Below are 6,688 nucleotides of genomic sequence, written 5' to 3'. Positions count from 1 at the left end.
GGAGACCAGGAGGTGATTTCTAGGGAAGCAATGACTTTTTTTGTTTCCAAGCAGAGGGCGGAAGAGGAGCTCTTTGGCTGTGTCTGAGGTTAGGAGGTGTGCTCTTCCGATCTGGGGGGGGTGGGGGGAGCTGGGGGAGTGGGCAAGTTTGATTTTAGCTAATAAACTTAGCCCACCTATAAAAGCGGCAACTTTTGCTCCAACAATGATTGATGCTCCCAAGGAAAGAACTCCAGGGACAGCACGGGTTGTAGCGCCTACAGGATCGTCGCTCAACCACTGTTGAAAGAAATTCCCATGCTGTGGCTGCTCGCCTCAAAGAATTAACTATTTCGCGCCCAGTAGAAATAATCGCTTGCACCCCAGGTTGAGCCAGAGTCGTTGCGACAAAACGACTTACCCAACCAGGATTAGAGAAGCCGCCAAATATAGCGTTGATTTAACCTATCGAATACCCGGATTAGCAGAGGGGAGCTTTCCACGATGACAAGATTTAGAAACAACAGCCTCACGCTCAACAGCTTTGTTGCGGCAATAGGGCAACTATCCATCTGTAGGTTTGGCTGTATATACGGCACAACAAGGCAGTTTTTGGGTAAGAGCGGCAGTACTACCTTGACAAAATCACGGGGCTGAAAATTGGCAACCGTTGCTGTCTCGCTTTTTAACGACAGCTAACGAAGTGTTTTTAATGGGCGAGGGGACAAAGATAGCAGTTGAAGTGATTGATATGGTTTATGACAAGGCGCAAGATCGTAGAGTTTCCAGTCTTGCCGACGCAATAAAAGTGTGGAGTCATCACCAATCTAACAGCACAGCTGACCTTTATAAGGTTATCGAACCCCGTGGCTTTGCAGCAGGGGAATATCCCATGGGACTCACCCATGCTCGAGCTAAAGGTAATCAGCCTGTCCGCAATTCCAGACTATGAGAAACCCCCCTATCTTTTGGATTTAGAGTTTCGGCGTTGGCTACCATCAGTTAATGTTGTAGTTTGGTATTACACTCCTTAATTTCTCGAAAAATCACCGACATTCTTGGTTGATTAGGTCAAAAAAATGGGGATTGTTAATGTAAATTTTCCCAGAGCTGCTATTGGGGAAGGGACTTGCACTCAAACAAACCCATTGGTTACCACTACTTCTGGTACTGCGCTAGCAGCAAATTCTAGTAGAAAGCGCGCCCTAATTCTTAACCCACCTGGTGCCACATCTACAGTTTTTTTAAGTTTGACAAATACGGCTACTGTTGCGTCGGGGCTTCCTCTTGCACCCGGTCAAGGATGGTTAGAAGAATCGGCGATAATTTACACTGGTATCTTCAGGGCGATTGTCGCGAGCGGTACGGGAAGCTTGTTGTGCTTTGAATGGGTGTAACATGCCAATTGTTAACTTTGGTTTCACTAATTCCCCACCACCTATTACAGGTAGCAAACTTCAGCTTGCCGTCAACAATTATGCATGGAATAGCAGTTTTGGTTCCGCCACAATTCCCCACAATTTTCAATGTACAGCAGCTATTATTACCAAAATTAGCTGCAACATTCCTAGGCGCTGGCGCCTCTACCAAAATATAGAAGCGCAACAGCTAGACCTTAATCGCCCTGCTTATGTTTGTACCCTACCACCAAAAAATTCAAAGATTTTTAGCAGCTATTTTGGCAGCGACGCGACGAAATAAATCAATTAAAGCTATTGCCGTGGATTGCCAAAGTAACAGAAGTTCCAGGGAATTTAGAAAAACTTTGGCCAGAGGCAGATCCAATTAATTTATCAATTGAGTCAATAAGATAAGGCTTGTTCAGTACACAAGTGAAATTCTGAATCAGACTTGGGACGCCAGTAAATATCGCGGCGTTTTTAATGGTAAGTTAATTTCAGTAGGATACAGGCAAGAGGCAGCTTCAGGAAACGAGGCTGTTTTTTCTTGGGATGCACTATTGTCACCTGCACCAAAAGATAGAGCTTATGGGAAATACTTGATAGAACAGCCAAGCGCAACGAACATTAAAGTTCAACTGTGCCAGGGAGATGGAAATGATGGTTTAACGCTAACTCCTAACATGATTGGCATCTGCACCGATGCCAACTTTAATAACGCTGTAAACGTCAATTATGGTTCAAACGAAAATTTTCCTATTAGGTGGGTGACTTTTCAGTCACAAGAGATTGCTATGGTCGTTGCGGTAAGACCTGATAACAATGCTGCGTTATGTTCTGCCGGTTTTCTTTGTCCTACAGTTAAACCAAATTGGTGGCCTCATAGCTCTCTATACCCTGAGGCGCCTCATCGAAATGATATTGGTAAATTTAGGGTGTTGCCGCGAAATCCTTTATCCCCCAATCACCACGAGATTTTATTTAATCCCGCCAGCTTCCCGGCGAGCATTAATTCAGGTGGAACTAGAGATTTGTTAAAGCGAATAGTTTTATGCTCAAGCACTCAAGGTGGGATTGTTGGAATGACTTCTTCTGATTTTGGCATTATTATTTATAGGGGATTAAATAGTCTGTCTCAATGGACTATTGATATCATGTCCGCGAGAGATCAGTTGTGTATAGTTGATTGTGCGAAAAAGCGTTTTTTCTCCCCTTTGCTCCCCCAGCTCCCCTTTGCTCCCCCATCCCCTTTGCTCCCCCATCCCCTTTGCTCCCCCAGCTCCCCTTTGCTCCCCCAGCTCCGCTTTGCTCGTGGCAGGTCTATCCCCGGTAGTAAATTAGTGGGGATTCACTATAATGATTTAGCCAATCCCACTTCCGAGCGCATCTATCATAAGATTGGTTATCGACCCGTCAGCGATTGCAGCAACTATTCATTATATCAAGCATTAAGTAAAGGCGGGTTTTACAGACATTTTAGATAAACCCGCCCCCAGCTAAATCCCAAATCTAAAAACCTATGAACCCCGCAGCAAATTCCATACCTGTTCGTCAGTAAAATCTGGCACAACATTAAACGCCCCTGCTGCCAACAAAGCCTGAGGATTGTGAGTAGAAGCAATCCCAATAGTCAAAATACCCGCACCTACAGCAGAACGAATTCCCGCTGGAGAATCCTCAAAAACCAACCCTTGCTCTGGCGCAATATCTAACAAATTCAAAGCCATTCTATACAAAGCTGGATCTGGTTTAGAGACTCCCGCATTTGACGCCACAACAACCGGATTAAACGCTTCTGTTAACCCCAAAACCGAGAGCATAAGCTCAACATTCTTAGGGGGAGCATTAGTTACCAACGCGCGTTTTAAATTGAATTCTTCTGTCCAAGCAAGAATCCGTTCCCATCCCGCGACAGGTTTTAATTCCGATGCCAATTCGCGAAACCGAGCTTCTTTATATTCAGCCAACTGGTAATTTTCAGTTTCTGACAGCTCGGGCAATATATCTTTGATAACTAATGGATTTAGTCCCCCGCTAATGCGACTATCATAAAACTTTTGATCGATTTCCAAGCCATAATCTTTCAAGACTTCTTTCCAAACCCTGTAATGCAAAGGGTCTGTATTAACTAAAGTTCCGTCTAAATCGAATAAAATTGCTGTCAGCATAATCCCCAAATCCGATACAACTGTAATAAACCCAACCCACTGTTTTATTTTACTCCCTTCCCGCTACTTCAATAACCTATCTCTTCTTTTCTCTTCCTTCGTGTCCTAGCGCTGACGCGCGTTCATTAATTAAGTATTCTTCCAACGCGAAAGGCGTACTTACCGCCGCCGCTTTGAGTTTAAATCAAATCAGCGCACATAAGAAGCCCCATTGATATCGATAGTTGTACCAGTCGCATGGGGCGCTAAACCAGAAGCCAAAAAAGCGATAACATTAGCAACATCTTCCGGCGGGGCAATTTTCCCCATCGGAATATCGCGGGTAAGGAAATCTTCTCCATAATCTTGGATAAATTTCTCCGCCATTTCTGTACGAACAAAACCAGGCGCAACAGCAAAAGCGAGGATATTATCTTTAGCAAATCCTCGTGCAATACTGCGCGTCAGGGAAATAATCCCACCTTTAGATGCAGCATAATGCATATATTCCGGCGTATCGCCTCGAAAAGCAGCGCGACTGGCGACGTTGATGATTGTGCCACCATTGCGGCTTTTAAAATGATGAATTGCTTCGCGACATAAATCGGCAACCGCAATTAAATTAACTTGTAAAGTTTTCTGCCAAGCACTTGACCAAAGAGCCAAGTTGTCATCCACTCCGGCGGCTAACATAATTGCGGCATTGTTGACTAAAATATCAATGCGTCCTTGCCAAGATATTGCATCATTCCACAACGTTATCGCCCCATTTTCTTGGGTGAAATCTGCTGGGAGTAAATGAATGCGATCGCATCCAATTTCCCCCACAATTTCTTCAGCTTTATCCCCCTGACTAAAATAATGCAAAATCACCATCGCCCCAGCATTTGCCAATGTCCGCACCGTCACCGCGCCAATACCCGATGACCCCCCCGTAACTAAGATGACTTTTCCCGTTAAATCAATCATAATTTATCCTTAAAATTGTATTGAGGTAAAGAAACCCACCCCCAGAGATGATTTCAGTTGAATGGCTAATAGAACCAAGAAAAATACTTCCATTAGCCATTAGCAATTAGCAATTAGCAATTAGCCATTTGCCTTAACTACTCAACAAACAGTTTAAACTGCGACCCATCAATCCGTCCCGACTGATACAAAGTTTCGGCAATTTCCGAGAGCGTCAAAACAGCATGACCCCGATAACCATTTTCCTTCAATCTATCCTTGACGCCCTTTCCATGATCGATAAACACCACAATATCTTCTACATGCAATCCCACTGTTCTCAGTTTCTCCGCTCCTTGCATCACGCTTTTACCGCTAATTAGAATATCATCGATCACGACAACTTTTTCACCAGCTTCAAAATGCCCTTCAATTAACCGTTTAGTCCCGTGTTCTTTAACTTCCTTGCGCGGAAATATCATCGGACGTTCCAAGCGCAAAGCTAACCCGGTCGCCGTCGGTAAAGAACCATAAGGAATTCCGGCAATTCGGTCAAATTCCAATTGTTTGAGAATCTCGGCGTAAGCACCTAAAATTTGATGGAAGATTTGGGGTTTGGAAATAATAGTCCGCAGGTCGATATAATAGGGAAAAGTTGCCCCCGACGCTTGCACGTGTTCCCCAAAAATAATACAGCCAATGTCGAAAAGCTGTAAAATTAAATCTCGATGCGGGTCGGATTGCAGGAAGCAAACATTAGGCAACCACAAATCGCAAGTGGGATTTCCTTCTATAACCCGCTGACGCTCTTGATTGATGGTATCTCGTAACTTTTCGATTTCCTGGGATGGATGTTCAGCAGTTAAAAGCTCGGTCGGAATTGGCACCAGTAAACCTTGTCCTTCAGCATTTAAACCCGCTGACAATAACTTTGCCAAATCTTGCTCATCCGACCAAGTTCCTTGGATTAAAATTAGGCGTTCCGGTGCAGTTGCTCGAATCTTCGCTAAAATATCTGGCATCGCCGCACCAACTTTCAACCCCACTTGTTCCGGACTGCCCCAAGTTTGCGATTCCTTGACAAGATGCAAATAAAATGGTATATCTGCCGCTGGATGTTCCTGCAATACCGCCGCAGAAGGGTTACCCGTGGCGCACAGGACAAAGACGGCTTTAGCGGGATAAACCAAAAACGGGGCTATCTGTTCGTGTCCGGCATAAGGTAAAACAGTACAAGCATCCACCATCCAAGTTTCAAAGACGGTACGGGCGAACGCGGTGCTGGTATTGATATCGCTGTGTTTGGCATCCAAAATTACCGGGATGTGAGGGGGGATAGTCGCCAAAGTATGTTGCAGCAATTCTAAACCGGGGATACCCAGCGCTTGGTAAAAGTCGAGGGTAAGTATATACGCAGACACCAATTCCTCGGTTTGGGAGATGACGAATGGTAACCAGTCCCAGAGTTGGCGTAGGGATGACGAGCGTTCGCTTCCCGACAACACCTCCGGATCTGGGTCAAGTGCCGCGTAAAGCAAGCTCTGATTGCGATCCATCGCCACAAGCAACTTATCAAAAAAATTCATCTCAAAGTCTCCGGGAGTGTGGAAACCGTGAGTCTTTAGACCACGGAGTAACACGACACGGCGGTATAAGGCGCCGTCCCTTTTCGGATACCGCTGGAGAATCGGGGGTAACACCCCTCATTTAACGTCAAATTAATAATTCCAAAATGGCGATATGCCTCCGGCACGCTGTACGCGAACACAATCGGAAATAATCTATCGAAGCCAATGAAATCGTTGGGGTGAGGGGTCAGACCCTTGATTCGCCAGCAGTATCCTGTTCGGGGTGGAGGGGTATGGTTGCCCCTCCGAAACTTCCCTTTCGGGAGTAAAGTTAGCCTCGCCAAAGTTATCGGTCGGTACTATCTCAAAGGCACTGTCTTACCCCTCGTAAAACTGTTTAACCTTTGAGTTCTAGAGCAGGGAACTGGCATCGCATCCCCTGGTAGGAACTTGAACGCTTGCCGATAACTTCGTTTCCCCGTTGCCGGGACTTAGGCTGGTCAGCTACCTAAAGATTTGAGGCTAAAAGGCCCCGCGTCTTTAGAGCGGGGTGCTGACACTTTTATCTCTTGACGCAGACCCTATTACTTTGTTAAAGTCAAGAGTAATAGGAGTATGTTCGAAAATCAAACAAAAACCCGCAAAT

The 6,688-nt window shown here is 45.3% G+C and carries 6 protein-coding genes; 3 read left to right on the top strand and 3 right to left on the bottom strand.

Features of this window, described 5'->3' with window-relative positions; genetic code table 11:
• Positions 1-649: 649 nt before the first annotated feature.
• The 3 genes from MiSe_RS31655 to MiSe_RS31645 all read left to right on the top strand — a co-directional run bounded on the left by MiSe_RS31655 (position 650) and on the right by MiSe_RS31645 (position 1,680).
• Positions 650-931, top strand: coding sequence for a hypothetical protein (locus MiSe_RS31655; protein ID WP_226587598.1), 282 nt, complete (start codon positions 650-652; stop codon positions 929-931).
• A gap of 127 nt (positions 932-1,058) precedes the next feature.
• Positions 1,059-1,376 (top strand): hypothetical protein, encoded by a 318-nt coding sequence (locus tag MiSe_RS31650; protein ID WP_226587596.1) that lies wholly within the window; start codon positions 1,059-1,061, stop codon positions 1,374-1,376.
• 1 nt (position 1,377) lies between these two features.
• Complete coding sequence (locus tag MiSe_RS31645) at positions 1,378-1,680, top strand: hypothetical protein (RefSeq protein WP_226587595.1); 303 nt, start codon at positions 1,378-1,380, stop codon at positions 1,678-1,680.
• Between the two features lie 1,216 nt (positions 1,681-2,896).
• Here the strand turns inward: MiSe_RS31645 and MiSe_RS31640 are convergent.
• The 3 genes from MiSe_RS31640 to MiSe_RS31630 all read right to left on the bottom strand — a co-directional run bounded on the left by MiSe_RS31640 (position 2,897) and on the right by MiSe_RS31630 (position 6,060).
• Positions 2,897-3,547, bottom strand: a complete 651-nt coding sequence (locus MiSe_RS31640) for an HAD family hydrolase (protein ID WP_226587593.1) — start codon at positions 3,545-3,547, stop codon at positions 2,897-2,899.
• Between the two features lie 189 nt (positions 3,548-3,736).
• Complete coding sequence (locus MiSe_RS31635; protein WP_226587591.1) at positions 3,737-4,495, bottom strand: SDR family NAD(P)-dependent oxidoreductase; 759 nt, start codon at positions 4,493-4,495, stop codon at positions 3,737-3,739.
• Between the two features lie 137 nt (positions 4,496-4,632).
• Entirely contained in the window at positions 4,633-6,060 is a 1,428-nt protein-coding gene (locus MiSe_RS31630; RefSeq protein ID WP_226587589.1) for a bifunctional orotidine-5'-phosphate decarboxylase/orotate phosphoribosyltransferase, read from the bottom strand.
• Between the last annotated feature and the right edge of the window lie 628 nt (positions 6,061-6,688).

Source organism: Microseira wollei NIES-4236 (assembly GCF_020521235.1).
Lineage (GTDB): Bacteria > Cyanobacteriota > Cyanobacteriia > Cyanobacteriales > Aerosakkonemataceae > Microseira > Microseira wollei.
The sequence above is the reverse complement of the archived record's forward strand: the minus strand, read 5'-3'. Positions and strand labels throughout refer to the sequence as shown.

What these genes read in the sequence shown, in the direction of transcription:
- MiSe_RS31645 (WP_226587595.1), top strand. Translation starts at nt 1,378, where the DNA reads ATGCCAATTGTTAACTTTGGTTTCACTAATTCCCCACCACCTATTACA.
- MiSe_RS31640 (WP_226587593.1), bottom strand. Translation starts at nt 3,547, where the DNA reads ATGCTGACAGCAATTTTATTCGATTTAGACGGAACTTTAGTTAATACA.
- MiSe_RS31650 (WP_226587596.1), top strand. Translation starts at nt 1,059, where the DNA reads ATGGGGATTGTTAATGTAAATTTTCCCAGAGCTGCTATTGGGGAAGGG.
- MiSe_RS31635 (WP_226587591.1), bottom strand. Translation starts at nt 4,495, where the DNA reads ATGATTGATTTAACGGGAAAAGTCATCTTAGTTACGGGGGGGTCATCG.
- MiSe_RS31630 (WP_226587589.1), bottom strand. Translation starts at nt 6,060, where the DNA reads ATGAATTTTTTTGATAAGTTGCTTGTGGCGATGGATCGCAATCAGAGC.